This is a genomic window from Anaerosalibacter massiliensis, assembly GCF_024623155.1.
GTDB lineage: Bacteria > Bacillota > Clostridia > Tissierellales > Sporanaerobacteraceae > Anaerosalibacter > Anaerosalibacter massiliensis.
In genome coordinates, this window is record NZ_JANJZL010000001.1 from 263,691 (window position 1) to 289,336 (window position 25,646).

At 27.2% G+C, this 25,646-nt stretch carries 35 protein-coding genes; 1 reads left to right on the forward strand and 34 read right to left on the reverse strand.

The window, feature by feature from the left end:
• Nucleotides 1-7: 7 nt before the first annotated feature.
• From ylqF to NSA23_RS01695, 32 genes are all read right to left on the reverse strand, one after another.
• Nucleotides 8-850 (reverse strand): ribosome biogenesis GTPase YlqF, encoded by an 843-nt coding sequence (ylqF, locus tag NSA23_RS01540; protein WP_042681679.1) that lies wholly within the window; start codon nt 848-850, stop codon nt 8-10.
• 55 nt (nt 851-905) lie between these two features.
• Nucleotides 906-1,253 (reverse strand): 50S ribosomal protein L19, encoded by a 348-nt coding sequence (gene rplS, locus NSA23_RS01545; protein WP_042681677.1) that lies wholly within the window; start codon nt 1,251-1,253, stop codon nt 906-908.
• A gap of 108 nt (nt 1,254-1,361) precedes the next feature.
• Nucleotides 1,362-2,096, reverse strand: coding sequence for a tRNA (guanosine(37)-N1)-methyltransferase TrmD (gene trmD, locus NSA23_RS01550; RefSeq protein ID WP_257490060.1), 735 nt, complete (start codon nt 2,094-2,096; stop codon nt 1,362-1,364).
• Nucleotides 2,093-2,596 carry a ribosome maturation factor RimM gene (gene rimM / locus NSA23_RS01555; RefSeq protein ID WP_042681673.1) on the reverse strand — a complete coding sequence of 168 codons (504 nt, stop codon included), beginning with the start codon at nt 2,594-2,596 and terminating at the stop codon, nt 2,093-2,095. The genes trmD and rimM overlap by 4 nt, the downstream gene beginning before the upstream one ends.
• Before the next feature lie 48 nt (nt 2,597-2,644).
• Nucleotides 2,645-2,875 carry a KH domain-containing protein gene (locus tag NSA23_RS01560; protein WP_042681671.1) on the reverse strand — a complete coding sequence of 77 codons (231 nt, stop codon included), beginning with the start codon at nt 2,873-2,875 and terminating at the stop codon, nt 2,645-2,647.
• Between the two features lie 20 nt (nt 2,876-2,895).
• Nucleotides 2,896-3,168: a 30S ribosomal protein S16 gene (gene rpsP, locus NSA23_RS01565; protein WP_042681669.1), complete on the reverse strand. Its 273-nt coding sequence runs from the start codon at nt 3,166-3,168 to the stop codon at nt 2,896-2,898.
• A gap of 34 nt (nt 3,169-3,202) precedes the next feature.
• Complete coding sequence (ffh, locus tag NSA23_RS01570; RefSeq protein WP_257490061.1) at nt 3,203-4,543, reverse strand: signal recognition particle protein; 1,341 nt, start codon at nt 4,541-4,543, stop codon at nt 3,203-3,205.
• A complete protein-coding gene (gene ylxM, locus NSA23_RS01575; protein WP_042681665.1) occupies nt 4,543-4,923 on the reverse strand; it encodes a YlxM family DNA-binding protein in 381 nt (126 codons plus the stop codon). The genes ffh and ylxM overlap by 1 nt, the downstream gene beginning before the upstream one ends.
• 166 nt (nt 4,924-5,089) lie before the next feature.
• Nucleotides 5,090-5,719, reverse strand: a complete 630-nt coding sequence (locus tag NSA23_RS01580) for a SpoIIIAH-like family protein (RefSeq protein WP_042681663.1) — start codon at nt 5,717-5,719, stop codon at nt 5,090-5,092.
• A gap of 16 nt (nt 5,720-5,735) precedes the next feature.
• Complete coding sequence (gene spoIIIAG / locus NSA23_RS01585) at nt 5,736-6,317, reverse strand: stage III sporulation protein AG (RefSeq protein WP_042681661.1); 582 nt, start codon at nt 6,315-6,317, stop codon at nt 5,736-5,738.
• 5 nt (nt 6,318-6,322) lie between these two features.
• The gene (gene spoIIIAF, locus NSA23_RS01590) at nt 6,323-6,964 is read right to left on the reverse strand and encodes a stage III sporulation protein AF (protein ID WP_338080852.1); all 642 of its coding nucleotides are present in this window, start codon (nt 6,962-6,964) and stop codon (nt 6,323-6,325) included.
• 8 nt (nt 6,965-6,972) lie between these two features.
• Complete coding sequence (spoIIIAE, locus tag NSA23_RS01595) at nt 6,973-8,148, reverse strand: stage III sporulation protein AE (RefSeq protein WP_257490062.1); 1,176 nt, start codon at nt 8,146-8,148, stop codon at nt 6,973-6,975.
• Nucleotides 8,149-8,161: 13 nt separating this feature from the next.
• Nucleotides 8,162-8,548, reverse strand: a complete 387-nt coding sequence (gene spoIIIAD / locus NSA23_RS01600; RefSeq protein WP_042681657.1) for a stage III sporulation protein AD — start codon at nt 8,546-8,548, stop codon at nt 8,162-8,164.
• Between the two features lie 15 nt (nt 8,549-8,563).
• Nucleotides 8,564-8,761: a stage III sporulation protein AC gene (gene spoIIIAC / locus NSA23_RS01605; protein WP_042681655.1), complete on the reverse strand. Its 198-nt coding sequence runs from the start codon at nt 8,759-8,761 to the stop codon at nt 8,564-8,566.
• A gap of 13 nt (nt 8,762-8,774) precedes the next feature.
• A complete protein-coding gene (gene spoIIIAB, locus NSA23_RS01610; protein WP_042681654.1) occupies nt 8,775-9,296 on the reverse strand; it encodes a stage III sporulation protein SpoIIIAB in 522 nt (173 codons plus the stop codon).
• 15 nt (nt 9,297-9,311) lie between these two features.
• Nucleotides 9,312-10,286, reverse strand: a complete 975-nt coding sequence (gene spoIIIAA, locus NSA23_RS01615; RefSeq protein ID WP_042681653.1) for a stage III sporulation protein AA — start codon at nt 10,284-10,286, stop codon at nt 9,312-9,314.
• Nucleotides 10,287-10,410: 124 nt separating this feature from the next.
• Nucleotides 10,411-10,725, reverse strand: a complete 315-nt coding sequence (locus tag NSA23_RS01620) for a CD1247 N-terminal domain-containing protein (protein ID WP_257490063.1) — start codon at nt 10,723-10,725, stop codon at nt 10,411-10,413.
• Between the two features lie 40 nt (nt 10,726-10,765).
• The gene (gene efp / locus NSA23_RS01625; protein ID WP_042681649.1) at nt 10,766-11,323 is read right to left on the reverse strand and encodes an elongation factor P; all 558 of its coding nucleotides are present in this window, start codon (nt 11,321-11,323) and stop codon (nt 10,766-10,768) included.
• Between the two features lie 143 nt (nt 11,324-11,466).
• On the reverse strand, nt 11,467-11,991 hold the full coding sequence (locus NSA23_RS01630; protein ID WP_042681647.1) for a shikimate kinase: 525 nt from the start codon (nt 11,989-11,991) through the stop codon (nt 11,467-11,469).
• Nucleotides 11,992-12,005: 14 nt separating this feature from the next.
• On the reverse strand, nt 12,006-12,266 hold the full coding sequence (locus NSA23_RS01635; protein WP_257490104.1) for a late competence development ComFB family protein: 261 nt from the start codon (nt 12,264-12,266) through the stop codon (nt 12,006-12,008).
• A 1-nt stretch (nt 12,267) separates the two neighbouring features.
• Nucleotides 12,268-13,332, reverse strand: coding sequence for a hypothetical protein (locus NSA23_RS01640; RefSeq protein WP_042681645.1), 1,065 nt, complete (start codon nt 13,330-13,332; stop codon nt 12,268-12,270).
• Nucleotides 13,333-13,347: 15 nt separating this feature from the next.
• Nucleotides 13,348-13,944, reverse strand: a complete 597-nt coding sequence (locus tag NSA23_RS01645) for a PilW family protein (protein ID WP_257490105.1) — start codon at nt 13,942-13,944, stop codon at nt 13,348-13,350.
• Complete coding sequence (locus NSA23_RS01650) at nt 13,901-14,332, reverse strand: type II secretion system protein (RefSeq protein WP_257490064.1); 432 nt, start codon at nt 14,330-14,332, stop codon at nt 13,901-13,903. The genes NSA23_RS01645 and NSA23_RS01650 overlap by 44 nt, the downstream gene beginning before the upstream one ends.
• A 5-nt stretch (nt 14,333-14,337) precedes the next feature.
• The gene (locus tag NSA23_RS01655; protein ID WP_042681639.1) at nt 14,338-14,826 is read right to left on the reverse strand and encodes a hypothetical protein; all 489 of its coding nucleotides are present in this window, start codon (nt 14,824-14,826) and stop codon (nt 14,338-14,340) included.
• A gap of 34 nt (nt 14,827-14,860) precedes the next feature.
• Entirely contained in the window at nt 14,861-16,090 is a 1,230-nt protein-coding gene (locus NSA23_RS01660; RefSeq protein ID WP_257490065.1) for a hypothetical protein, read from the reverse strand.
• A complete protein-coding gene (locus NSA23_RS01665; protein ID WP_257490066.1) occupies nt 16,062-16,517 on the reverse strand; it encodes a PilN domain-containing protein in 456 nt (151 codons plus the stop codon). Before NSA23_RS01665 ends, NSA23_RS01660 begins: the two co-directional genes overlap by 29 nt.
• A 127-nt stretch (nt 16,518-16,644) precedes the next feature.
• A complete protein-coding gene (gene pilM / locus NSA23_RS01670) occupies nt 16,645-17,613 on the reverse strand; it encodes a type IV pilus biogenesis protein PilM (protein ID WP_042681631.1) in 969 nt (322 codons plus the stop codon).
• A 28-nt stretch (nt 17,614-17,641) separates the two neighbouring features.
• A complete protein-coding gene (locus tag NSA23_RS01675) occupies nt 17,642-18,400 on the reverse strand; it encodes a prepilin peptidase (RefSeq protein ID WP_050069799.1) in 759 nt (252 codons plus the stop codon).
• A gap of 12 nt (nt 18,401-18,412) precedes the next feature.
• On the reverse strand, nt 18,413-18,814 hold the full coding sequence (locus tag NSA23_RS01680; protein WP_042681627.1) for a type II secretion system protein: 402 nt from the start codon (nt 18,812-18,814) through the stop codon (nt 18,413-18,415).
• A gap of 28 nt (nt 18,815-18,842) precedes the next feature.
• Nucleotides 18,843-20,051 carry a type II secretion system F family protein gene (locus NSA23_RS01685; RefSeq protein WP_050069798.1) on the reverse strand — a complete coding sequence of 403 codons (1,209 nt, stop codon included), beginning with the start codon at nt 20,049-20,051 and terminating at the stop codon, nt 18,843-18,845.
• Between the two features lie 15 nt (nt 20,052-20,066).
• Nucleotides 20,067-21,116, reverse strand: coding sequence for a type IV pilus twitching motility protein PilT (locus tag NSA23_RS01690; RefSeq protein ID WP_042681621.1), 1,050 nt, complete (start codon nt 21,114-21,116; stop codon nt 20,067-20,069).
• Nucleotides 21,117-21,126: 10 nt separating this feature from the next.
• On the reverse strand, nt 21,127-22,308 hold the full coding sequence (locus NSA23_RS01695) for a GspE/PulE family protein (RefSeq protein WP_050069797.1): 1,182 nt from the start codon (nt 22,306-22,308) through the stop codon (nt 21,127-21,129).
• A gap of 215 nt (nt 22,309-22,523) precedes the next feature.
• Between NSA23_RS01695 and NSA23_RS01700 the strand changes: the two genes are divergently transcribed.
• Nucleotides 22,524-23,159, forward strand: a complete 636-nt coding sequence (locus tag NSA23_RS01700) for a YhcN/YlaJ family sporulation lipoprotein (RefSeq protein ID WP_050069796.1) — start codon at nt 22,524-22,526, stop codon at nt 23,157-23,159.
• A 52-nt stretch (nt 23,160-23,211) separates the two neighbouring features.
• Here NSA23_RS01700 and sigK read toward each other — a convergent pair whose 3' ends face one another.
• Together sigK and NSA23_RS01710 are read right to left on the reverse strand one after the other, a co-directional pair.
• On the reverse strand, nt 23,212-23,904 hold the full coding sequence (gene sigK, locus NSA23_RS01705) for an RNA polymerase sporulation sigma factor SigK (RefSeq protein WP_042681618.1): 693 nt from the start codon (nt 23,902-23,904) through the stop codon (nt 23,212-23,214).
• A 63-nt stretch (nt 23,905-23,967) separates the two neighbouring features.
• On the reverse strand, nt 23,968-25,611 hold the full coding sequence (locus NSA23_RS01710; RefSeq protein WP_042681615.1) for a peptidoglycan D,D-transpeptidase FtsI family protein: 1,644 nt from the start codon (nt 25,609-25,611) through the stop codon (nt 23,968-23,970).
• Nucleotides 25,612-25,646: the final 35 nt, after the last annotated feature.

The window sequence follows — 25,646 nt, forward strand, 5'->3', positions numbered from 1 at the left end:
ACAATAACTAGGGTAGTTCTAATGTTATTTTTCCTATTCTTCCTTTCCTAAAATCATCAATTATAGTATTACTTATCCTTGTATAATCAATTTCTCCACCCTTTAATATGCACCCTCTATTCATAGCAATACTTTCCATGATCTCATAGGTTGAATGGTTTCTAACTATAATATTATACCTTTTTTCTATTAACACGGGACATAGCTTTATAAGTTTTTCAAGCAATTTAAAAGCTAAATCTTCTATATCTAAAAGTTCATCTTTTATAGCTCCAGTAAAAGCTAAATTTAAAGCTAGTTCTTCATTGTCCAATTTAGGCCACAATATTCCCGGAGTATCTAATAATTCTAAATTTCCTTTTATTTTTATCCATTGATTTCCCTTAGTAACACCTGGTTTATTGCCAGTTTTAGCACCTTTTCTACCTGATAAATTATTAATTAAAGTGGATTTTCCTACATTAGGCACCCCTAATATCATAGCTCTAATAGGTCTATTTTTTATACCTTTATCTTTCAATTTATTCATTTTATCCTTAATTAAAGTATTAGATTTGTTAACTATTTGATTTAATCCAGAACCAGTTAAAGAATTTACAAAAATTGTAGGTATTCCTTTATTTAAGAAAAACCTCTCCCACTCCTTATTAGCTATTTCATTGCTTAGATCTGCTTTGTTTAATATAATCAATCTAGGTTTGTTTCCAATTATATTATCAACATCTGGATTTTTACTACTAATAGGTACTCTTGCATCAAGAACTTCATATATAATATCTATAAGGGGTAGGCTTCTTTTCATTGATTCTTTAGTCTTCTTCATATGTCCAGGATACCAATTTATATTCATACTATCACCAACCTGAGAATAAATAAATATTGGGACCTTAATAAGTCCCAATATTTTAGTATTTTGATTTTTCCTTAACTCTAGCAGATTTACCTTGTCTTTCCCTTAAGTAATACAGTTTAGATCTTCTAACTTTACCTCTTCTAGTAACAACAAGTTTTTCAATTCTTGGAGAATGTAGAGGAAAAGTTCTTTCTACTCCAACTCCATAGGAAATTCTTCTAACTGTAAAAGTTTCTCTCACTCCACCGCCTTGTCTCTTCAAAACAGTACCTTCAAATACTTGAATTCTTTCACGAGAGCCTTCTTTAACTTTATAATGTACTTGAACAGTATCACCTGTATTAAATTGAGGAATATCCTTCTTTAATTGCTCATCTTCAATCATTTTTATAATATTCATAGTATAAAAACCTCCCTTCTCCCTAGACGTTCATATCCTATAGACAGAGGACCGTCCTTTATACCATACCTTGTGTATTATAGCATATGTATGTTTAAAATACAATATTTATTTATTTTTTAAATCTCTACAAACTTCTTTTAGAATAGCTCTTTCTTCATTAGTTAAATTTCTTTTTTTTATTAAATCTACCCTGTTCAAGTAAGTCATTTTTAATGATTCATATAATCTCCATTTTTCAATTTCTTTATGGTTTCCAGATAGAAGAACTTCGGGAACATTGTCTCCTTTAAAATTCCTAGGCCTAGTATACTGTGGATACTCTAAAAGCCCATTATAATGAGATTCTTCCATAAATGACTCTTTGCTACTAAGAACTCCTGGAATAAGCCTTACTATAGAGTCTAATAAAACTAAAGCTGGAATTTCTCCTCCAGTTAAAACATAATCTCCTATAGATATTTCTTCATCTACATAATTTTCTACAATTCTATTATCAATTCCCTCATAGTGTCCTGATAAAAGTATTAAATGCTTTTCCCTTGCTAATTCATTAGCCATTTCTTGATTGTATACCTTCCCTTTAGGAGATAAATAAATAACTTTAGATCCATCTTTTTTAACACTTTTTATAGCTTCATAAATGGGCTCTGGTTTCATAACCATACCTGGTCCTCCACCAAAAGGATAATCATCTACTCTTTTATGCTTATCTTTTGAAAAATCTCTTATATCTATAGAATTAAGTTTGACTAATTCTTTTTCTACTGCCCTACCTATTATACTCCAGTTAAATATACCATGGAATATTTCAGGAAATAAAGTCAGAATATCTATTTTCATTCTATCAATCCTTTAATAGGTTCAATAATTATTTTCTTATTCTCAATATCTATTTTTTTTATAAATTGTTTCACTGCTGGAATCAAATATTCTTTATTATTGCATTTATTTTTTACAATATATATATCATTGCCTGTATTTTTTATGACTTCAGTTACAATCCCTATACTATTTTTACTGCTATCTAATACATTGCAACCTACTATATCAAATATAAAATAAGAATTTTTTGGAAGTCTAACTCTATCTCTTTCATCAATATATAAATATTCATTTTTAAATTTTAACACTTCATTTATATTATCGTATCCTTCCAGTTTTAAAATTATAAATTCTTTTTTATACCAAACATTTTCAATACACACTAATACTTTTCTTTCACCAATATAAACTTTTTTAAGCTCATCAAATCTATAAATATTATCTGTAAACGGATAAATCTTTATTTCTCCTTTAATCCCCTGGGTATTTATAATTTTTCCTACTTGAATATAATCCATAGCCTCACCTGCCAATTGGTAGTAAAAAAGGGATTAGAAAGCTAATCCCTACTGTATAATTTCTACAACTACTCTTTTATTTTCTTTAATAGCAGCTGCTTTTACTACTGTCCTAATAGCTTTAGCTATCCTACCTTGTTTACCTATTATTTTCCCCATATCTTCTTGAGCAACTTTAAGTTCTATAATTACTGATTGAGTTCCTTCCACTTCATTTACCTCTACCTCATCAGGATTATCTACAAGCGCTTTAGCAATTATCTCAACTAATTCTCCCACAACTTTCACCCCCTAAGGAATTATTGTTGTTCCTTACTTTCATTCCACTTGTCGTAAACTCCACCTTCTCTGAAAAGTCTATCAACTGTATCAGTAGGTTTTGCACCATTAGTTAGCCATTTAACAGCTTTTTCATCATCAACCTTCATAGTTATAGGTTCTGTTAAAGGATTATAGTATCCTATCTCTTCTATAAATCTTCCATTTCTTGGGGAACGAGAATCAGCAACTACAATTCTATAAAAAGGGTTTTTCTTTGCACCCATTCTTTTTAATCTAATTTTAACTGCCATATTTTCACCTCCTTTAATTTAAAAATATCTATTCTTAGAAAAAGGGAAGTCCAAACTTACCTTTTTTCTTCATGCTTTTTTCCATATCAGTAAATCTCTTCATCATCTTCTTTGTTTCTCTAAACTGCTTTAATAGTCTATTTACTTCTTGTACAGAAGTTCCACTACCTTTAGCTATTCTTTTTCTTCTACTGCTGTTTATAATAGCAGGATCAGTTCTTTCTTCTTTTGTCATAGATTGAATAATAGCTTCTATTCTTACGATCTCTTTTTCATCTACATTTAAATTCTTTAACTGTTTAGAATTAATACCAGGTATCATACCTAATACCTGATCTAAAGGTCCTAAGTTTTTCATTTGATCTAATTGATCTAAAAAATCATCAAATGTAAATTGTTGGCTACGAATCTTTTTTTCTAATTCCATAGCTTTTTGTGCATCAAAAGATTTTTCAGCCTTTTCTATTAAACTTAATACATCACCCATTCCAAGTATTCTTGAGGCCATACGGTCTGGATGGAACGGTTCTAATTCATCTAGTTTTTCTCCCATTCCTACAAATTTTATAGGCTTTTCTGTAACAGCTCTAATAGATAAAGCTGCTCCTCCACGGGCATCTCCATCTAATTTAGTAAGTACTACGCCAGTAATACCAAGTCTACTATTAAAAGTTTCTGCTACAGTAACTGCATCTTGTCCCGTCATAGAATCTACAACAAGTAATATATCATTAGGAGTTACTTCGCTTTTTATTCCTTCTAATTCATCCATGAGTTCTTCATCTATATGGAGTCTGCCTGCAGTATCTATTATTATTATATCATTTCCATTCCTTTTCCCATGTTCAACTGCTGCTTTTGCAATATCTACAGGATTATTTTTATCACCCATAGAAAATACAGGCACATCTACTTTCTCTCCTACAACCTGCAATTGTTTAATTGCTGCTGGCCTATATATATCACAGGCCACCAATAAAGGTCTTTTATCTTGATTTTTTAAAATATTTGCAAGTTTTCCTGCAGTAGTAGTCTTACCTGCTCCTTGTAGACCACACATAAGTATTACAGTTGGAGGTGTAGGAGAAAATTCTAACTTACTCTCTTTTTCTCCCATTAAGTTAGTTAATTCTTCATTAACAATTTTAACTATTTGCTGTCCTGGAGTTAAACTTTCCATAACTTCTGAACCAACTGCTCTTTCTTTAACATCGTTTATAAAATTTTTTACAACTTTAAAGTTTACATCTGCTTCTAAAAGAGCCAGTTTAACTTCCCTCATAGATGAATTCACATCTTTTTCTGTCAACTTTCCTCTGCCTTTTAATTTTCCCAGAGCATTTTGAAGCTTTTCAGATAAACTTTCAAATACCATTATATACCCTCCTGGTCACTTTCTAATATTTCTAAGGCAATCTTTTTGATTTTTTTAATATTACATTCAGTCTTCTCAAACCCTAACTTTTCTGCCTCAGTCTCAATGTCATGGGAATATTTTAATATTTCCTTCACCTTTTCTTTAGTAAAAGAAAATTTTTTAACTAATCCTAATTTTTCTTCATAACTATATAATATATTTTCTGCTCTTTTTAATCTATCATAAACTCCCTGTCTACTTATATTAAGCTCTTCAGCAATTTCTCCTAAAGACAAATCATATACATAATAAAATTCTATTGCTAAATACTGACTTTCAGTTAAAAGCTTTCCATAAAAATCAAACAAGATACCTATTTCAACAATTTTATCTACCATCAAAATCACCACAACAAAATCATACTGTCAAGCAAATTGCTTGACAGTATGATTTTATTATAATTTTTCTTTTTTGTCAACAGATATTTTCTCAATTTATTATTATTTTATGATAATGTCACCTTATAATTATCTTTTGATAAGAGTAATATTAAAAATTATAAATCTATTGTTTTTTCATAATTTTTATTTTAGAAGGATCTAACTTAGTTTCATTTTTCACTATATCTAATATTTTAATTACATCCTGTTCTGTTAATTCGTCTACAGACACTACTACTTTTGCTCCATCTTCTTTTAAGAACACAAGAGCTTCTTCAAATCCCTTAGCTTTAATAAGCCCCTCCATGTACAATTCCTTTTCAGACATTTCTCCCATGCTGATAATCTCGCTTTGAGCTTTTGTTCTTATCTCATTATTAGTTTTTTCATCTTCAACAATATCTCTTAAGTCATCTACTAAATTTGCCCTCATCTTATCTCTAGACAGTCTATGTTCTACAAAATAATTGCTACTTTTAAGGTTTTCTTCCTTGGAAATAGTCTTTTCTATGTTGTCATTTATTTCTTCTGTTAGATTAGAAACATTTTTGTTATTTTTTTCTTTTGAAATGGTTTCTACAGAATCTTTGTTATTTGATTTTTTAGCTTTAGCTAATTCTTTCTCTTCATGACTTTGATAGTCATTGGAAATTTTTGAAACAGAATTTTGTGTTAGCTGATGATTAACATATCCTGTTAAAACTAATAGTGCAACTAAAATTGTTATAATCGCTGGTTTTTTTAAAGTAAACATATAAAGCCCCCCTTACTTAATTACTAGAATAGACTTCCACTTTGTTGCCTGATATACCTAGAGCTGTTTTCACAGCCTCATATAATTGTTCCTTTACCTCTATATCATAAGCTCCCTCTGCAACAACTATCACACCTTTTACCTTTGGTTTTATTTCTTTTAGTACTAGTATTGAACCATCATTACCCTTCGTTACAACCTGAACGCTGGAGTCCTCTCTTTTGATTTCTCGAACACCTCCTTGAGAATCTTCCTCATTAGTTTTTTCTTGATTTTCTGTCTTATTAACAGCAGGAATTTTTTCAGTAGTTTCATCTAAAGTTACCATTACATTTACTTTTCCTGCACCTTTAATTTGACCTAAAATTTTCTCCAGTTTTTTTTCTAATTCATATGCATAATCTTCCATGTAATTCTCCTCTTTTTTTTCCTTTATGTTGTTATTCTTTTTAATTGTCTCTTTTTCTTTATCCTGCTTAAATATACTAGAAGTAATTAAAAGCATTATACCTACTATTAATATTATTAATAATTTATTTATATATTTCTTATTAGTTATCTTTTGTAATAATTCTTTAATTTTAAAATTAAATTCCATACTTTTCACCTACCGTTTCCTATTAAATGAGTAGAAATTTTGTCTATTGGTAAACCATATTCTTTTGCTATAAGTTTTTTTATTTTATTACTATCCTCAAAATCTTTATCTTCTTTTTTTATTTTATTATTTTTTATCCAAACATTTTCTATCTTTTCTACTTGTATTTCTTTTTTATTTTTTAATGATTTCTTCTTTTTATCTCTTAAAACTAAACTCATTTCTCTTATTGATCCATAATCTTCAGCTTCTAATTCATTATCTATTGTTATTTCTATGCTTTCCAGTTCATAATCTGTCTCTTTTTCTATCAAATTTTGTATTTCTTTTTCAATATTTTTTTCATAAGCTTTAATTATTTGTTCTTCCTGTAATTTCGAAACTTTTTCATCCTCATTTATATGATTGTTTTTCAATTCACTATTTAATTTGTTATTACTCAATAAAAAATGCTTTTCTATATCTATATCTCTAGAAATAATTTTTATGAATGGAGTTATAATGACAACTATAATTAAAAGTCCAACTATCATATCTATAAATCTTTTCATATTGCTATTAGGCAAAATCATCTCTAAAAATGATATGAATATAACCATTGTAACTATATCTATAACCCAGCTTTTTAAAAATGTTACAATCCCAATTTTCTCACCTACCTTAGCATTACAGTTATATTTCCTGCCTCAACTATTATTGTAATAGTTATAAAAAACATAATTGATACGGATAGCAAGCTAGCTAATACTAATAATAAAGATTTACTGACTTCATTTAAACATTCTCCAATTTCTATAGTAGAAACTGGCTCAATAACTGCTATGACTACCTTATATACAAAAATCAAAGCAATTATTTTTATAATCGGTATAATGCATATGAGAAATAATGTGAATAGTCCTATAACACCCACTGCATTCTTTAGCACCGCAGAACAGCCTACTACTGTATCCATTGCATCTGATAGAAATTTTCCTACAATTGGAATGAATTTGTCCATAGCAAATTTGGCCGTTCTTACTGTAACTCCATCAACTTTTGATGCTATCCCATACATAGACATAATTCCTATAAATATTGTCAATGAAATTCCAATAACTGTAACTACTACTTGTCTTAAAAGTTCTGATAACTTAGTAAATTGGACTTTTTCTGATATTCTACTCATTAGCCCAATGGTGAAAGAAAAAAATATAAATGGAAATATTATATCTTTTACTAATACTCCTACTATATTTACAGTTCCTAATACTATTGGATGAAAAATAGCATTAGAAGTAATTCCACCTACCGCTACTAAAAGTGTTAATAAAATTGGAAGTATTATTTGCATGAAATTCACCATATTATCTACGGTTGTTTTCCCTAGTGTCATTATTACAGTAAAACTCTTTATTACAATAGTAGCTAATAATATATAGCATATATAATAGGCTAATTTTCCTACAGTATCATTTTCAAAACTAGATTGCAAATTAGTTAGAATAGCACAAACTATGGTTATAGCTAATATTTGTATTAGAAGTGCTATATTTTCAGCAACTTCTTTTAAGAAAAACTTTCCCATGCCTTTTAATATATCTTCAGCTTTAATTGTTCTCTCGCCTTTAATCATTGATAAAACAAAATCTTTAAAGTTTATTTCAGGAAAATAATCATATGTTACATCATCTAAGCTTTTTATCACTTCTTCTATTTCCTCTATATCTAATATTTCAAGCTGTTCCATGATATAATCTATATTATCATCATTTTCACTTTCAGAGCCATAAATACATGTAGGTAGTATAAGTATTAAAAAAAATATTATAACCGTTTTCTTTTTTATCATTTTTAACTCACCTTTATGGCAGTATTTTTATTATTAAATCCATAAGTGCCGTTAAAATAGGTATTCCCAGCACCATTATTATTACTTTACCTCCTAATTCAATTTTAGAGGCAATTGATTCTTCACCAGCATCCCTAGAAATCTGAGCTCCAAATTCAATAACATAGGCTATTCCAATGATTTTTAAAATAGTAGTAAAATATATAAAATCTACATTTGCATTTTTAGCTAAATTATTTAGAACTTGCACAACTACTTGAAATTTATCTATTATAAAATAAAAAATTATTATACTTGTTGCAACACTAATTAATAATGCAAATTCAGGCTTTTGATCTTTTAAAAATACAATCATCATAGTAGCTATTAATCCTATGCCTACTATTTGAAATATCTCCACATAATCACTTCCTAGTTAATAGAGCTGAAATAACGACTTTACATTATCAAACAACTTACTTATTAAATTTATAACTACTCCAAGGACTATAACTACTCCAGCCAGAGAAGCTAAATAAGCATATTCTTCTTTTCCAGATCTAGTTAGGACGGTATGCAAAACTGCTGACAATATGCCTATACTAGCAATTTTAAATATTAAATCCACATCCATTTTATTCTCTCCCTTATAGTAATATAATAACTATAGCTAGACCTGATAAAAAACCTAGATTTTTAAATAATTTTTCATTTTTTTCTTTTTCTAGTCTAGCTTCTTTTTGCAATGCTTTTATTTGAGCTAGAATTAATTTAAAGTTTTTCTCTTGATCTTTTCTACCAGATGAACCAATAGTTCTACCTAGGTTTAAAAAAACTTCTATATCTTCTTTTTTCAAATTCAAATCTTTTTTCATATTTTCCACTACTGTTAAAAAGCATTCTAAGACATCACCATCTTTATTTTTTTTCAATGCCTTAGATATTAAGGCGAAAATAAATGAAACTTTTTGATTTCCTTTGTTATATACATTTTCTAATGCTTCAGGCAGTGGACTAGCACCATACATAATTTCTGTTTCTAGAATTTTTATGCAATTTTCTAAATAAATTAGATTCTCTAATCTTTCCTTATAGCTTTTTCCATATATATAACCAATTAAGCTAGAAGATAAGACTATTAAAATACTTCCAATCAACTTTAAAATCATAATATTACACCTTCCCTAATTAATAACAGAAATGAATGTATGCCCGTCCAATATATCTCGAATTGTCCCCACTCCTTTTGAATTGTCTAATATAATTATTCTTTCAAATATTTTTCCTTCTATTAACTCACCTAAATTATTTTTAGTCATTATATCTTCTAAATCCTTCCCATGAACTGTTGAAATAAGTATTACTCCTGCTTTTAAAGCTTCATATATTGCTTTTATATCTTCCTTTCCTCCTAATTCATCTGTTGCAATTATCTCTGGAGACATGGCACGAATCAACATTATAATCCCATCTTTTTTAAGACAGCCATCTAATACATCTGTTCTCTCACCTATATTTTTTTGTGGAATTCCATTATATACCCCAGCAATTTCAGATCTTTCATCTACTACTCCTACCTTTCTACCTTTAAAATTTACTCCTGGCATTCCATTACTTATATTTCTAATAATATCTCTTAAAAGCGTAGTCTTACCACATTGGGGCGGAGAGACAATTAGGGTATGATATATCGAATTTGATTCCTTTATTAAATATTTCATAATTTCATCTGAAACACCTATTTTTTCTCTAGCAATTCTTATGTTTAATGACGAAATATCTTTAATTGTTTCTATGCCATTAGGACCATAGATGATTTTTCCTGCTATTCCTACCCTATGACCTCCTTTTAAAGTTATAAATCCGTTCCTTATCTCTTCTTCAAAAGCATATATTGAATAATTACTTACTAATTGAAAAGTCTTAAATAAATGTTTTTTACTTACCATAAAATTATATTTTTCATTCTCTATTAATTTTCCATTTCTTGAAACATAATAATCTCCTCCTCCATAGCAAACCATTAAGGGAGAATTATTTCTAAGCCTTATTTCTTCTATTTTTCTTTTTTCATCTTTAGAAATTTTAAATAATATATTGCTAATTTCAGGAGATATATATTGAAGTAAATAATCAAATATTAGAGATTCATCCATCATAATAACCTGTCCCTCCTTTATACATAAGTATGTCCAAAATCAAATAATATGCTTAAATTTTTTAAAAAAATAAAACCTAGAACAAAATATTTTGTTCTAGGTTTTAAGATGTATCTTTATTTCTTTATTCCATTTTATCTAAGGACTCTATATCTTCCTCATCACAGTCTGGGCATTTTATTTCTATACAATTGTATTCATCTTCAAAATCATCATATTCATAATCTTCGTCAATTAAACCATATACTTCTTCCTCTACATCAGCTAGATCTTCATCTACATAGCTCATGTACTCATCTAACTCCTCAATAGTTTCAGCAAAATCTTCCAAAGTATCTACCATATGTAGGAGCAATTTACCTTCTTTAGTTGATTCTTCAATTCCTAAACCTTCAGCTAACCCTTTTAAATAGGAAACCTTCTGATATAAATGATCCATATAATCCCTCCTCAGATTTTTTATATATTTCAATTATGCCCTAAACTCTTGATAAATACTCACCTGTTCTAGTATCTATTTTTATTTTATCTCCAGTATTGATGAAAAGTGGTACTTGAAAGCTTGCTCCAGTCTCAACAGTTGCTGGCTTAGTTGCTCCAGTAGCAGTATCTCCTTTTATGCCAGGTTCAGTTTCGACTACTTCAAGTTCAACAAAGTTTGGTGCTACAAGTTCAAAAGGTTTCCCTTCATAAAATCTTACTGTTGCCTGATCATTTTCTTTAATATAAATAATATCTTCTTCTACCTGTTCCTTATTTAAAGGTATTTGTTCAAAAGTTTCATTATCCATAAAATAATACAATTCTCCGTCATTATATAGATATTGCATTTCCTTATTTTCAATATGAACCCTAGGGAATTTTTCATTTGGATTTAGTGTAACTTCCCTTATTGTTCCCGTCATAACATTTTTAATTTTAGTTCTAACAAATGCGGCACCTTTTCCTGGCTTAACATGTTGAAAGTCTATTACTTGCCATACTTCTCCATTCATTTCAAAAGTTACACCTTTTCTTATGTCATTTGCTGAAATCATCTATAATACCTCCTATTATCAAAATAAATATTTAGTTGATTTTTTAATTATTTTAGCCCTATAATATTTAGTAAATTCTAATATCCTTAAATTAGAACTATGACCAACTTTAATTATAGCAAGGCTTTTGTATTACTACAAGTTTAATATTTTTCATAAATCCAAATAATTTCTTCTCCGATTTCTTCAATAGTTCTATTATCTATATTTATAAAATAATCTGCCGAGTTAATATACAAATCTTTCCTTTGTAAAAATATGTTTTTTATTTTGTCATGTATATTACCATATATATTGTTACAGCCAATTAAAGGTCTTTGTTCTCTAGAAGACATCAAATTTTGAGTGAGGGTATCTATATTTCCTGTTAATAAAAATAATATGCCGTTTTTTCTTAAATATCTTATATTATCTTTATTAATAACCACCCCTCCACCAGTGGATATAACCAAATTATCTCTATCAGCTATTTTTTTAACTATATTAGCTTCTTCCATTCTAAAACAATCTTCACCGTAGTTGTAAAATATTTTCTCAATACTCATATTAAATTGTTTTTTAACTAAATCATCTGTATCAATATGTTCAATTTTTAATATATTAGATATGTATTTTCCTATTGAAGTTTTGCCTGCACCACTAGGTCCTATTAATACAATATTCTTCATTCTCATCACCAAAATTATTTATGTCTAGGTTTCTTGTTTACTTTTTCAATAGATTTGATTACCTCTCTAGTTATATCTATCTCAAACTGTATATTCATATTATTTACTCTTTTATATAGTTCCCCTTTCTCAGTAACAACATACTGAGGTGGTAAATTATTGAGTGATATTGCTACTATATCAAGTTTACATTTCTCACATGTACATATATCTTCCTTATTCTTTAGCACCTTATTTGTTATATAAATAACCTCATCTTCTATTAAATATGTAATCTCATTTTTTTATCATTCCTCCTTCTCTTACTATATAAAGTTTCGGTTTTACATATTCAGGTAGATATATTCCAAATCTGTCTACCATTTCCTGTCGATATTCTAAGTTTACTTTTTCTTCAATTAATTTCTCATCTTCCATATAATTATTTACTATGAACATTCCTTTTATATTTGGTTTGCCAATTTTAGAACATACATTTAATTTTCCAGAATTAATAGCTATAATTCCATTAAATTGCACCTTATTATATAAATTTAAATTTCCATCAACATATATAATTCCCTTAAATGTATTTATAACTTTTTTCTCATTTCCATATATATTTACTTCAGATTTGCTGTCTTTTTTATTTTTTAAAATTAAAAATATTTCATCCTTAGATAAATACTTTTTCTCTATAGGTTTTATTTCATCTTCATATTTAAAAAAATCTATTCTCATATTTTCTGTTTTATCATCATTTATATATATATCTACTCTGTGAAAACTATCTACATCTATAATTTCAATATCATCTTCAAAACTTTCAAGTTTAAAACCATTAAAAATTTGATTTATAAATTCTTCTATATCTTCTTTTTCAAACTCTCCATCTATATTTTTAGAAACTATTGGTTCACCCATATTATATAAAGGATTTATTACTGTAAATATTCCACAAACCTTTTTATCTATAGATTTATAATCAGATTCAGCTACAATACAGCCATTTAATATATTATCTTTTATAAAAGTATCTGTTTTAACCTTTCTTTTTGTATCCTCAAGGTTTAAATCTTCTTTATCTATTATTATTGTATTCTTATTTGGAGGATTGCTAAATCCCTTATATTTCAAATAATGTTTTAAAATTGAAATCAACTCGTCATAATATGTACTCCCTTCGTCAAAACAAAGATAAATTTTGTCCTCTGCCAAATAGTAGGACTGAGTATTGTTTACACTTGAAGTAACAATTTGATTGTCTAGATGAATAGCATATAATAAAAAGTTAGATAATAAAAACATAATAGCTCCAATTATAATCGATAAAATAAGAATAGAACCTTTATCATTGTCCAAAATATCTCCCCCGATTTAATAATCTGTCGGACATCTCATAAAAATTTCTGTTTTAAATTCCATATTGTTATTCCATTCTCCATTCATTAGAAAATTTAAAACTATTTTATTGTTTTTAAAATCGACTCTAGAGCCTTCAATTGAACTTATATTTCCTACTATCCTATTATGTCCTTCGAAACTACCTATATAAGGATATTTACTTGCTGTATTTATAGATACAATTCTACGTATACTCCCTTTTTCCAAATAATAAGAAACGTATTTATATCCCTGATCCCTTTTAACTTTTATAACAAATCCAAAATTATTTTTATATTTTTTATTAAATCCATTAATTTTATCAGATGATATTATTTCTTCTCCATTTCTAATCTCTCTTTTCATATATTCAATAGCGTATCGTCCGTTTAATAAAAACTCTTCTTTTTCTTCTCCTATTTTACTGGTCTTCACAGAATAATTAAATATAAAATATAGAGACAATACTAATATTCCAGAAATACTAACCCCTAAAAGTAATTCTATCAAAGTAAACCCCTTATTTTCAAGCAATATAAAATTTTTTTTACTTCTTTTCTGGTTTGGGCATATTTGCTTCAAATCTAACACCTTCAATTTCCGTTTTATTTGTTTTAGGATATACCTCTACAATAATTTTCCACAAATTATTACCTCTATTTCTTTTATTAATATTTACTTTATAATCAAAATTCCCATCCATATTTAAAGGTAACTTTATACTAACATCATCTTTTCTATAAAAATTGTTAATAATTTCATCTAGACTCATATCTAATATGTATTCATCACTATTATCGTCAAAAGCTTTTATTCTTTCTATAATTGTTTCTCCGTAGTATTTCATATCATTTTTAATCTCCATATTATAAAATTGATTGTTTATTAAAGTAAATATAGGAAAAAATACAATAGATATTAAACTTACAAAAAATATCCCTATTAAAGCTTCTACTAAAATAAAACCTTTCTTGTTCATAATTTCTACTCCTCATTGAAATATATATTGACCTTTCCTGTAGCAGGTTCTACAGTTATTACAATTTTTTCATTTCTTCCATTCCTAAGAATTATTCTTCCTCCTCTTCTTGGAGCACCTGTCTCTGTAAACATTAACTCCCCATAATAGTCTTCTAATCCTTCACAAAAATTTACTTTTTCAATTTTCATACTGCTTTTAAACTGCTTCTTTGCAATTAATTCCTGGGAACTTTCATATTTATAAATATTATAAGCATTTTTTTGGGGAAAAAATTTTATACTACATCTCATCATATCGCATATAGCTTTATTTCTTATATAATTTATGTCATTTTTTAATTCCATTAATTCTTTTCTTTCTCTAAAAGTTAATATAGCTTGTCTGCTTGGTAAAGCTATTAACAATATAATAGATATAATCCCAACACATAATACTACCTCAATTAAAGTTGTACCTATTTTATTTTTAGAGAGTTCAACAGAATTGTGCATTTAAAGTCCTCTCCTTTTTAATTTTTTAAAGTACTTAATCCCCATTCTTTATATCTATGCCATCAACAAAAATAAAATTAGATTTATCTATATTATTTTCTAACTCAAAATATATCTTGTCCAATTTTAAAGGATAAGAGAATTTATTTTCTGGAAATTTAAATTCTACACACTTCCATTTATTACTAGTCACTTTTTCAAAGCTCTCTATATAAATTTTATTTCCCTTATTATCTAGAAAAACTAATTTTATTTTAGTATCTAAATTATCACATGAATAAATCCAAAAAATCATATCGTTTTCTGAACAATTAATGATTATATTTCTTTTGCTTAAATCTATATAAAATTGTTTTTCATATTTAGAAGAGTTATCTTTATACTTTTTTTGTTCTTCAGGTTTTTTCTCTGTCTTTTCTTTACCTTCTGAACTTTTAGTTTCAGGTATATATTCTTTTATATATTCTTTTTGAACATATTGAATGTTATTAAATATATTTTTATTTACTTTACTATTGTTGCCTGATTTTTTTACAATATCATCCATATATATTTTATTTTCTTCTTCACTATTTATTAAATTATCTTCTACTAAAATTTCCATTCCTTCATCATTTTTCTTAATTGGACTAAAAGGATTTTTCCTTTCAGAATTTAAATTAGAGTTCATAGAAACTGTATTTTCTTTTACATTTAATATATTTTCTAGACTATATAACTTTAGTCCAATTTCCCCTGTTAAAATATCATCATTTTCACTATTTATAATAATATTAGTTATTAAAATTTTTTTTGGATTGCTTTTTATTTTTTTTAAACATTCTATAATATATTCATAGTTCCCCTTAAAAAGGATAGATATATTCATAGTATTAATAGAAACTCCATTTTCTGTTTCAAGCTCTGGTTTAGAGAAATTTATATCTAATATTTTAAGTTTTGATTCATTTAATAACTCATCTAGTACATAAATAATTTGAGACTGTTCTAAACTAGAAAAATATTGAATATATATTCTGTCTTTTTCCCTACTTAATCTAATAGAATTTTCCTTTATCTTCTCTTTTTCATTCAATATTTTATCTATTTCAATGTTTTCCTCTTGATATTTATTTTTTTGTTTTTCTAATTTTCTTATCCTTTCTTTTTGTACGGCAAAAATTGTTTTTTGAAAAAAGCAAAAAAATATTATAGTTCCTAATAATATTAAGAGATATCTTTCCCTTTTATTCAAATTAATTTTCTCGTTCACTATTATCTTCATTATTTCTCACATCCTCTTCTTTAAGACTTATTATTAAAGAGAAATTATAATTATTCTCTCCAAAGGATATGTTTGAAACAAATACATCTTTAAATTTTTCTGCTTCATTTAAGTTATGTTCAAATTGAGCGATAGAGAATTTATCTTCCCCAATACCCTTTATATCTATTACATTTGAATTTATTTCTATAGAATTTAATGAAATATTTTTTGGAGTTCTTAAAGTAATTTCTTTTAACAATTTTTCATCAATTATATCTTCTTCTTCAATAACTTTTTCTAGACTATTTAATTCTTTAGTTATATTTTTATCTTTCTCTATTTCTTCTTTCTCTCTTTTTAGTTTTTTAACTTTAATTTGAATTTCTTCATTTTGAGCTTCTTTTTTTAATATATTTACTTCTTTTAAAAGATTATCAATTTTCATTTCGTTTATAAAGCTATAAAAAATAACCCCCGCTATAAATGATAATATTAGAAAATAATATAATATTTCAAATTCAAATCTATTAGGTTTTACATAGGGACTAAAAAAATTTAAGTCTTTCATTATATTATTCACCAGCCCTTATAATACAACCTACACAGTTTACATATTTATTTAAGTCCTCCTTCAAATAAATATTGTCCATATTTTTTATTCTGATAGAAGGCATATTAAAATACTTTTCAAATATATTGCCCATATCTTTAATATTCGAAAGACCTCCATATAAAAATATTTTTCTGATTTCGTCTTCCTTATATATTTTTTTATAATTTACAAATACTGAATTTATTTCTTTTAGCATTATTTCAATATCTCCTTTATCTATTCCATTCATTCTGTTTTCATTCATACTATCACCACCAAATTCTATACTTTGGTTAAACAAGATATCATCATTTCTATTTATAATTACACTGGTATTTATAAAACCTAAATCTATCAATGCTATAACAGTATCTTTAATATCTTGATTTTCATTTATAATTTGATTATATTTTAATAATTTACTTACACTATTTAATTGAAAGTCTAATACAGTAGGTTTTAATCCTAAATCCCTTAAAAGTATAAAATGATTTTCAACTATTTCCTTAGGAATAGCTATTAATAGTATCCTTAATTTTTCAATCTCTTCAACTTTCATTTTATTAAGTATTTTATATTGTATTATATAATCTTCTATACCTATGGGTAGATACTCTTTTAATTCGTACTTTAGTATACCTTCAATATCTTTATCTTTTACTACAGGAATTTTTATTTCCTCAGTAATAATGGAACTACTTTTAATTGTTAAATAAGTAATTTTTGAAGATAATTTATTTTTTCTAAGTTCCTCTTTTAATACATAATAAAGGAGTTCCTTTTCTAATATATGTCCATCTCTATAAGCCCCTTCAGGAGTTAAGAAAGAAAAAAAATTATTTATAACTATCCCTTTATGAGTTATTTTTCCCTCTACTACTTTAGTCTCATATGTACCAATATCAATAGATAATATTGTCCTATTTAAAAACGCCAATTTAAAAACCAAAATCTCCCCTCCCGTTCTTTAATAATAGCTAAAACAAAGTAGTAAAATACCAATAAATAATATCTCTACCCCATAAAATAGTGATCATAAATGCTATAGAAATAAATGGGGCAAATGGAATTGAATCCTTTCTTCTTTTTATTTTAAGCATAATTAGTAAAATAGATGCGATAGCCCCAATAAAAAAGGATAAAAATATATTTAAAAAAGATAATTCAGCCCCTAAAATAAACCCTAATACTCCCATAAGTTTTATATCTCCCCCACCTACTCCTCCTTTTGATATTATAAGAAGCAATAGGAATATACCACTAGATGCAATTAGTCCAATAATACTATTGAGAAAATATGGCGAAATATCATATAATAGGAATTGAAACAATTTGTATATAAAAGTTGAAATAAGTAATAATATATTAAGTTTGCTTGGAATAATTCGAAAATTATAATCTATAAGGCTTATAATAATTAAAATATCAATTATTATAGCATAAAATACAAATTGTAAACCAACACCAAAATAATTATATAAAGTCAAATATGTAAACCCATTCAATATTTCGACAAATGGATACTGTAAGGTCACCCTTTCTTTACAGTATCTGCATTTGCCACCTTGGATAAAAAAACTTAATATGGGTATAAGTTCATACCACTTCAAAGGTTTAAAACATTTTGAACAATGGAAAGAGGGAAAAGTCAAGCCCTCTTTTCTTGGTATTCTATATATAAATACATTTAAAAATGAACCTACAATTGTACCTAAAATAAATATAATTATGGTCATATTAAACATCCTTTATTTACTTTCATTTTCTTTATTTCTTTTTTTAGGCTCTACTTCTATTTCACCATCACTTTTAATTACAACTGTATAATAGTCCCTATGCTCGTCTTTCTTTATAGAATTTGGGATCTTTGGCACTTCTTCTATATATGATTTTAGCTCATTATTATTATCATTCAATATTATTTTCTTCTTACCATTTGGAACTCCTTTATCTAAAATATACATATTGGCTGCGGATTCTAATGTTTTTACATTTGCATTATGAGCTACAATCTCTGCAATTTCCTTCGTTTTGCTTATTTTAGGTACAGCAATTGCCGCAAGTATTCCTAGTATGGAAATTACTAATATTAATTCGAGTAAAGTAAATCCACTATTATTCTTTAATCTCTCTCCATATTTATTTAACATTTCTCTTCCCCCTGTAAAATAATTTCAATTAAAATTCGATAGTATTCACCATATCAAATATTGGCATTGCCATAGCTATAACTATAAATCCAATAATAAATGCCATAATTATTATAAGTATAGGTTCTATTATAGTTGTCACTGTTTCAAGGGATGTATCAACTTCATCTTCATAAAAATCTGCAGTTTTATATAATAGTTCTACAAGAGAACCTGATTCTTCACCAACATTTATCATAGAATTAGCTAGTGGTGGAAAAATATTCATGTTTTCAATACTTTTCCATAATGGTAAGCCTCTTTCTATACTTTTAATTGCCTCGTTAAGCTTTTCCATAACTACTTCATTTTCTATAGTTTTATTTACAATTTCTAATGATTGTATAAGAGGAATCCCACTAGATAAAAGTGTAGAAAGTGTTCTAGTAAATCTAGAAGTTATAATTTTGGAATTGAATTTCTGTATGCCTGGCAATCCAATTTTAAGCCTATCTAAAAATATTCTTCCTTTATAAGTTTCCTTGTAAATTTTTATAAATAAAGAAAAAATTAATAAGGAAACTAAATATATATACCAATGTTTTTTAAAGCTATATCCAATTTTCAGCAATATCCTTGTTGGTATTGGCAATGTTACATCACTATTTTCAAACATGCCTATAAATGTGGGTAGCACTATAGCAAGTAAAAATATAACTACAAATATGGATACTATTATTAAGACAAGTGGATAAATTAATGCACCTTTTGTTTTTGTTTCAATTTTATATTCTTTTTCATAATAAAGAGCCATTCTCTTTAATATTGTCTCTAAAGACCCACTAATTTCTCCTGCTTCTACCATATTTATAAAGAGATCAGGAAAGACCTTTCTATGCTTTTTCATAGATTCTGAAAGGGTATTTCCCTTTTCTACTTCCTCTTGAACTTGTCCAATAGTTTTTTTTAGAAGTTTATTCTCTGTTTGTTTTTCTAAAGTATCTAAACAATTTATAACACCTATTCCTGCTTCTAGCATTGTATAAAATTGACGACAAAATATAGAAATATCTTTTTTTTGAATTTTAGTTTGGAATAATTTTTTCGTTTTGATTTCCTCTTTCTTAACCATTTCAATATTTATAGGAATATATCCGTTATTTCTTATTATATCTAAAATTTCATCTATATTTTCCCCTTCATGACTTCCTCTAACTATTTCCCCCTTATTTGAAACAGCTCTATAGTTATAAATCAATATATCACCACCTTATTAAAGATATTTAGCTAGTATATCTTTATTTACTGAGCCATTTAAAGCCGTTTCTTTAGAAATACGCATTCTTTCATATAAATCTAAAATTGAACTATCCATTGTTTGCATACCATAGTTTTTTCCAGTTTGAATAGCTGTATCAATTTGATAATTTTTCCCTTCTCTAATTAAATTTCTTATAGCTGGAGTACCTATCATAATTTCAAAAGCTGCTACCCTTTTATTCACCTCAGTGCTTTTTAGCAATTGTTGAGATATTACTCCTTGTATAACAGATGCTAATTGAACTTTTATCTGTCTCTGTTGTTGTGCTGGAAATACATCTATTATTCTATCTATAGTCTTTGATGCTCCTGAGGTATGAAGAGTGGAAAGAACTAAATGCCCAGTTTCAGAAGCTGTCAATACAGTACTAATAGTTTCTAAATCTCTAATCTCTCCCACTAGAATTACATCTGGATCTTGCCTTAAAGCTGATCTTAACCCTTTATTAAAACTTATTGAATCACTTCCAATTTCCCTCTGATTAATAATACTCTTTTTATGTTTATGTACATACTCTATTGGATCTTCTAAGGTAATAATATGACAATTTCTTTTTTCATTTATCTCATTTATGATAGAAGCTAAAGTTGTAGATTTACCGCTTCCAGTAGGTCCTGTAACAAGAATAAGCCCTCTAGATTTACTTATCAGTTTTTTAACTACATCAGGTATGTTCAATTCTTTCATAGCAGGTATATTATTTGGTATGATTCTTAAAGATAAGCTTAATTTTCCTCTTTGTTTAAAAATATTTATACGAAATCTACCTATATCTGTTATTGAATAAGCTATATCCACATCTCCCTCTTCATAAAGTTTCCTTAATTGTTTTTTATCTAGAAGACCTTTAACTATCTTTTCTACATCTCCTGAATTCAATTTCCTATTTCCATATTTTTTTAATTCACCATTAACTCTAAAAATTGGGAAAGTATCAGCTACTAAATGTATATCAGAGGCCTTTTCTTCTATACCATATTTAACTAATTTCAAAAAATTCATTAAAACACCTCTACTTTAATGTATATCCTACTTTTAATACTTCATCAAAGGCTATTTCACCCTTTAAAGCAAGCTGTTTTAAATTAGAAAGTAAAGAAATCATTCCATTTTTTATTGCCAAGTTTCTTATATCATTTGAAGATGGATTTTTATTTATTAATTCCCTTATCTCTTCATCTATAGGAAGAATTTCATGAACTGCTACTCTGCCTTTAAAACCATTATTACAACTTTTACATCCGCATGGTTTATATAAAATTAGTTCTTCTTGTTTTGATCCTAAAAATTTCTTCTCACTTTCACTAGCACCGTAAGGTATTTTACATTTTCTACAAAGTTTCTTTACAAGTCTTTGGGAAATAACTCCTATTATTGCAGATGAGATTAAATAAGGTTCTATTTTCATATCAACTAATCTTATAATACTTGAAGCCGTATCATTAGTGTGTAGAGTTGAAATAACTAAATGTCCAGTTATAGCAGATCCTATAGCTATTTTAGCAGTTTCAGAATCTCTAATTTCTCCAACCATTATTATATCTGGATCTTGTCTTAATATAGTTCTTAAACCATTAGCAAAAGTAAGACCTGCTTTATTATTTACCTGAACTTGATTTATGCCTTTTAACTTATATTCAACAGGATCTTCTATAGTAATTATATTTTTTTCTATACTATTTAATTCTCTCAATATTGAATATAAAGTAGTTGTCTTACCGCTTCCAGTAGGTCCTGTAACCAATATTATTCCATATGGTTGTTTCAATATGTATTCAAAAGTTTCTAAATTTTTTGAGTAAAATCCTAATTCTTCTTTTGAAAAAATAAAATTATTTTTATCTAAAATCCTAATAACTACTTTTTCACCATATATTGTTGGCAAACTTGAAATACGTAAATCTACTGTTCTTTCTTCAAGATAAAATTCTATTCTTCCATCTTGAGGTAATCTCTTCTCTGCTATGTCCATCTTGCCCATTATTTTTATTCTGGTTATTATAGAAGATAGTTTTTCTATTGGAAGCCTTCCAATATTTATTAAATCTCCATCGATTCTATATCTGATTCTAATTTTATTAGAAAAAGGTTCTATATGTATATCGCTAGCTTTCATATCAATAGCTTTATTTATTATTAAGTCAATTAATTTTACAACTGGAATGTTTTTTAAGTCTATTTTTTTAAGTAGCATAAAATTCACCTTTCGTTTTAAATATATCAATGTTTATATTATAACAAATATTTTAAATAATTTAAATATTTGTTATGTTTTTTTATTTAATAATTAATATCAATTATGATAACATTTTTTATGATATTAATTATTCCTTTTTCATACATTTAGATGATAAAATTCCTTAATAAAAAAAAGATAATATGAAACAATAATTATAGGAGGTGAAAAATTTGAAAAATAATAAAATTTTCCTATTCCTTATATTCTCTCTAGCATTAATTTTGTTAGGAGTTGGTTGCCAACCTCAGAGACCTAATGTTAGAAATAATAGGATGGAAAATAGAGTAGGAAGAGATACAAGAGATGACACAAACATAGATGGGAATTTAAACAATAACTTAAGAGGCGATAATAATCTTGGGAAAGATACTAGAAGAAACGATACTGATAATATTGGAACAAACGATAATAGAAACATAACTGATAATATTGGAACAAATGATAATAGAAACACAACTGATAATATGAATAGAGATCTTTCCAACAGGGCAGAAAACATATCTAGAAAAGTTGCTGATTTAAATGATATAAATAGTTGTACTACCGTAATAACCGGAAATACTGCCTTAGTGGGAATTGATATGGAAAACAATGTAGAAGGAAGAGTAACTGACGATATTAAAAGAAAAGTTGAAAAAACAGTAAAAGATGCAGACAATAATATTACCACTGTAAGCGTAACTGCAGATGCAGATTTATACAAAAGATTAAGTAATATGGCCCGAGATATAAGGAATGGAAAACCTGTTTCTGGCTTTGCAGATGAAATTCAAGAAATTTTAAGAAGGATTACTCCTAATATGTAATAGCAAAATCGGGATGGTAAATCCCGATTTTTTATTTATATTATTTTATTTATCAACCATCTAAAGCCTTATTTAATTTTTTTATAGCTCTCTTTTCAATTCTAGAAACATATGATCTAGAAATACCTAACATACTAGCTATTTCCCTTTGTGTTCTACATCCTCCATCTACTAATCCATATCTCAATTCAATAATAGTCTTTTCTCTTTCTTTTAAAACCTTACTCATTTTGCTGTATAATTTTTTAATCTGTAATTTTAAATCCACTTCATTTATGACTTCATCAATATCAGTTCCTAATATGTCTATTAAAGAAATTTCATTACCCTCTTTATCTACTCCAATAGGCTCTTGAAGTGAAACTTCTGATTTAACCTTTTTATCTGATCTAATAGTCATTAATATTTCATTATCTATACATCTGGCTGCATAAGTTGCTAATCTAGTACCTTTTTTTCTATCGTAGGTAGATATAGCCTTTATAAGTCCTATAGTTCCAATGGAAATAAGATCATCTATGTCTTTTCCAGTATTTGAATATTTCTTAACCATATGAGCAACAAGTCTTAAATTTCTTTCTATTAATATGTTTCTTGCCTCTTCATTTCCTTCTTCATATAATTTTAAGTATTTTTCTTCTTCATCCCTACTTAAAGGTTTTGGAAAAGAATTATTGCTTGAAATATATCCAGTAAACATTAAAAAGGGTTTAAACAACCCTCTTATAGAAAACAATGGAATCATAAATGCACCTCCACTTTCCCCCATATTAAAGTATATGAAGTAGGAGTAATTAAGGTGCCAGTCCTATCTGTTTTTATTCCATATCTCTCTTGATATTTTTTCAAATATTGGTATTGCACTTGCTGAACCTGAAGAATCATCTTCTACAAAAACTGTTATAACATATTTAGGATTTTCCCTAGGAAAATAGCCTGAAAACCAGCCATGTATAGTATCTTTACCGTTCAATATTGCCTGGGCAGAACCTGTTTTTCCAGCTGCTCCTCCTATATCCTCCAAATTCATACTTCTAGCTGTCCCATTTAATATAACTTCAGCCATATATTCATCTATAACTTTACAAGATTCTTCAGATACTACTTCTTCATTTTTTTCTTTATTAAACTCTTTAACCATCTTTCCATCATCTGTAACAATTCCTTTAATTATAGATAAATCTTTTTTAACTCCCTTATTAGCAATTATCATTATCATATTAGTTATTTGAAGCGGAGTCACCTCTACACTCCCCTGTCCTATGGATATATTACCAATAGAAGGCCCTTTAGTTTCCTCACCTTTAGGTAAATTTCCTTTCACCTCTTCTGTAAGTCCAATATTAATTTTTTCACCAAATCCTAATTTTTTAGCCGCATCTATTACTTTATCACTGCCTACTCTTTCTCCTATTTGAATAAAAGCAGAATTGCAAGATTTAGCAAAAGCTTCTTTTATAGAAAGTTCTCCATGTCCTTCCTCTTTATTGCATTTAATAACTAAATCATTTAACTCCTCAAAACCTTTACAATAAAAATTTTCCCTAATTAGACTAGGATCTTCCTCTAATGCAGCAAGAAGTACTACTACCTTAAATAAAGATCCAGGAGGATAAGAAACTTGAATTCCTTTATTATATAATTCCATGTTTTCTCTATTAAAAAAATTATCTATTTCTCCTTGAATAAAATTAGGGCGACTAGCCATAGCGACAATATCACCATTATTTGTATCTGAAACTATAACGGAACCCTTTATCCCTTCCTCATCCATTATTTCCTCTACAATTTTTTGAATATGGTAATCTACTGTTAATTGTACATTGCTAGGCTTATTTATATCTTTGTTTTCTACTAGTGAATAGCCTCCTCCAAGTATAGGATTTTTTTTATTGTCAATTTCAAAATATATAGAACCTGTATTTTCTTTTTTTAGTACATCATCAAAAGTCTTTTCAATTCCACTCTCTCCTTTATTTTCACTTTTTTTAGTATGACCAATAACATGAGATAGAATATTTTCCTTATTATATCTTGCTATCTTTTCAGTAAAAAAAATACCTTTTGGCAGTGAATCATTATCTAGCAATTCATCAATCTCTATTTCTTTAAATTGATTCATATCTCTATTTATAAGATCTGTTTCAATACCCTTATCCATAATAAAGTCTAAAGCTTCTTTATCTTTTAAAAAGTAATCTCCAATTAAAAACAGCGTAGGCACTCTTTCCCTATTTGTTAGAGGAATTAAATTTTTATCATAAATAATACCACGAGCAGGATATATTTCTACTTCTTTTCCCCTCTGTTTCAACGCAGCCAATCTATATTCTTCATTTTTAATAATTTGAATCCAATATAACCTAAATATTAAAAGCATAAATATAAAAAAAATAATAAATGCTGATTTTAAAACTCTATTTTGAATAATATCCTTGCTATATTTCCCCATAAAAAAACCTCCATCACTTTAATCAATAATAGTAT